This is a genomic window from Rhodopirellula sp. JB055 (assembly GCF_043100905.1).
Classification (GTDB): Bacteria; Planctomycetota; Planctomycetia; order Pirellulales; family Pirellulaceae; genus Rhodopirellula.
In genome coordinates this window covers 1-3,211 of the sequence record NZ_JBICHO010000493.1, presented here as the reverse complement: position 1 = coordinate 3,211, position 3,211 = coordinate 1, and the positions used below count along the sequence as shown (strand labels likewise).

The 3,211-nt window shown below is 57.1% G+C and carries 4 protein-coding genes; 3 read left to right on the top strand and 1 reads right to left on the bottom strand.

Going from position 1 to position 3,211, the window contains the following annotated elements:
- On the bottom strand, positions 1-1,128 hold a 1,128-nt coding region (locus ACF8AM_RS19370; protein ID WP_392557231.1), incomplete at its 3' end, for a hypothetical protein.
- A gap of 730 nt (positions 1,129-1,858) precedes the next feature.
- Here ACF8AM_RS19370 and ACF8AM_RS19365 point away from each other — a divergent pair.
- From ACF8AM_RS19365 to ACF8AM_RS19355, 3 genes are all read left to right on the top strand, one after another.
- On the top strand, positions 1,859-2,338 hold the full coding sequence (locus tag ACF8AM_RS19365; protein ID WP_392557230.1) for a type II secretion system protein GspG: 480 nt from the start codon (positions 1,859-1,861) through the stop codon (positions 2,336-2,338).
- Between the two features lie 5 nt (positions 2,339-2,343).
- On the top strand, positions 2,344-3,081 hold the full coding sequence (locus ACF8AM_RS19360; RefSeq protein ID WP_392557229.1) for a prepilin-type N-terminal cleavage/methylation domain-containing protein: 738 nt from the start codon (positions 2,344-2,346) through the stop codon (positions 3,079-3,081).
- 47 nt (positions 3,082-3,128) lie between these two features.
- Positions 3,129-3,211: prepilin-type N-terminal cleavage/methylation domain-containing protein (locus tag ACF8AM_RS19355; RefSeq protein ID WP_392557232.1), on the top strand; the 83-nt coding region annotated here is incomplete at its 3' end.

Sequence of the window (3,211 nt, the reverse complement as noted above, 5' to 3'; positions counted from 1 at the left end):
AGCTTCACGTTGTATCTGGCGATGGCCAGGTTCATCCTGAGATCCAACGTAAGGAGGGATCGCAATATCCTGGCCGGTCAATTGTGAGGAAACACGGATTCCATCTTGAGAAAGGATTCCCAGATTCGTAGCTTCTTCGGTAGGGGAATCGACGCTGGAGTTGGAGTCGTCGGTGCCATCTCCTATCACCATTGGACCTTGTGCAATGAATTCCTCACCAAGGTCCAGTCGGAAATTTCCTTCCGGCAAGTTGCTGCCAAACGTTAGGGTCACCTTGTTGGTAACGATGTCATAGAGAGCTGTTTGTGGCTGCATTGGTGGAGCCGTTTCATCGTCCATGTCGATCAAGCGATAAAGCGTCTCGTCTTGGGCGTCGTTCAGATCCAAAGTTTGGTCATCAAAGTAGACTTCGATGACATCCAAGCGTTGTGCCACCGAACCTTGGGGATCCAAAGGAGAGGTGTTGGTTCGTTCCACAGGTTGAGGAACGACAGCCGTCACCTGTGCTGCTCGATCCAATGTGAAGGTGGAGGCAAAATCGACGCCTCCGTTGAAGGCCACATTGCCGCTTGCTTCTTCGCTTTCTAGGCTCGCTGTGATCTCGATGCGGTAGGTGTCGTCTGGCAGTGATGCCGATGGATCGGTGGCGTTGTGGATCGCATTGCTGGCCGGACGCATGACAATTCGTTGGCGACCTTCCAGGGATGTGTCGCCGGGGGTCTCGAGCCCCAAGTAGCCCAGCGAAACCTCCACTTCGTTGCCGTCGCCGAACGTGCCATCGCCACCGGCGCGGACCAAACGAATGTTTCCATCGATGGTGCTTTCCACCAAATTCGCGTTGCCGTTGAACAGCAAGTTGATTTCTCGGGGCGTGTTGCGGAGGGTGTCACCATCCGAGATCAACGCGCCCGCGTCCGGGCGGATTGCTACGACTTCTGCGGCCAGGAGTTCTCTTTTTTCCAGCGTTTCGTGGTTCAGGCGGCGGTCAGCGGTTTGCAATTTGCTTCGGCGTTCGCTGCGGGCTCGTCGTGATTTGGAATAACGTTGGCCCTTCGTGCTTCGGCCCGACGGGGACGAAGTGTCTGAAACGGCGTTGCCCAACATGGTCTGAAAGCGGCGAAGCGTCATGAGAAACTCGAAGAATGAAGGGATTCGGCCACGGTCACCGTGACGGCGAAGCGAATCGAAATATCAAATGAAAAGTTTAAAAAATGTCGTTCTATGCAGGCACACGCACACCCATTCCGCCCTCTGCGGGAGCGCAACGGGGGCCAGCCGGACGTATGAAGATAATTGGACTGTCAACTCGGCGTCGAGAAACTGGACAGAAATTCTGGCAATTCGTCGTTACAACCGTTGCAAACCAAACGAACAAATTCCCTGGATGGACTCGTGAGGCACGTAAATAGAAGTCGCGTCCTGCTCTCAATCCATCGTGGAGTGTCCGAGAGGCACGCTCGGAGCTTGGATTGGCGGCATGCCGACTCCTCGGATTTCCCACGGCCTGGTTCGTTTTGAACAGGGGGGAAAGGGGGGGGGATGGGGCCTGAGGTTGCGTGGCGGGGCTCGGTTTTCGGGGCCCGGTTTTCGGGGTTCGCAGCTCGCCAAGGGCGAGGGCCTGGTTCAGCCGTCGGGGCGGAAGGCCAAGCGTCATGTTTGGGTGGGGGAACGTTGGCGGACCGCGGCAATTCGTTGTTCGAAGAGCATTCTCCGAAACTTCGGGGCTGGCTTGGGGTTCATTTCAATGTACGCTTGGAAGAACGCCCTGCCCGCGGATGGTGAAACTGCCAGCCGATCAACGGATTCAAGCGAATGGGCGCCCTTCCCAACTTCCCACCCTTGCAGAATGTTTCGATTCATGACGCTCACTGATCGCCATTGCGTGGCTCGTCGACCTCAACGCCAACGCGTGACCTTGGCTCGCCCGCTCGCCCGCCGTTCGGCTTCCGCTGCTCGTGCCGGCTTCACGTTGTTGGAACTGCTGTTGGTGCTCTCGATCTTGGTCGTGATCGGCGGGATCGTGCTGGTGAACATCACCGGTGCCCAAGCCGAAGCGAACGTGAACGCGACGATGACTCAGCTCAACTCGCTCAAGAGCAACATTCAGATGTATCAGATCCGGATGAATTCGCTGCCGGAAACGCTGGAGCAACTTCGCGACGGACCGAGCGACTCGGCCAAGAAAGCCAAATGGGTTGCTCCGATCATCACGGAAATTCCGATGGACGCTTGGGGCAACGCATTGACTTACAGCGTGAATGGAAACACGTTTGAGATCCGCAGTGGCGGAATCGACGGTCAAGTCAACACGGATGATGACATCATCGTGTCAGGCTGATTGCCATGACGCTTTCGTTTCGTGAGGATCATCACTCAGGTTCCAGTGGTGGGTTGGCTGCAAACGCTGCTTTCACGTTGTTGGAGCTGTTGCTCGCGATGGCCGTGTTTGCCGCCATCGCGGCCGTGGTCATTCCCACAGCGGGAGCCCTTTTGTCGGATCGCCGTTTGGTTCGCGGAGCCGATCAGCTTGCCGCTGAAATGACGCGGCTTCGCGTGCGAGCCATGCGAGATGGGCGTGTGATGGTTTTGCGTCCTGCGGAGCCGAATTATGTGGACGCGTCGGGAGCCAACCAATCCAATGCGTGGATTGTTTCTCCATTGAACTCATCCGCTGACGCCGTCCAAGCGACAGACCAAACGGGTTCGCAGTCGTCATTGTTGTCGGGAGCCTCTCAGACTTTAGATGCCACCGCGGTCGCGCCGGTCCAGGCCGATGCACGTGTGATTGAAATGCCCGAAGGGGTGACGATCACTAGCGTGCTGACTTCGCCGGTCGGCGGACAAAGCAGCACGGAAGCGGCGACGTTGTTGATCAACGCGGCGGAGTCGACCACTGCGACGGTGCCGGACACCGATGGAGAAGTCGTCCTGACCGCCTCGAACGATTTCCCGCCAGTCTACTTTTACCCCACCGGTCAGACGAGCAACGCGAGGATCACGCTAAGTCATGTGGAAGCTGGTTCAGGAGCCGTTTTGCTGCGTGGTTTGACGGGCGACGCCAGTGTGGAGGTGACTCCGTGAATGCTTCTGTTATTGACCCTGCATCGATTCGCCGATCGGACGCTCTGATGCGTCGCGGTTTTTCGTTGTTGGAAATGATGTTGTCGTTGGCGATTTTGGGCGTCTCGCTGGGGATCCTCGCTCAAATCGC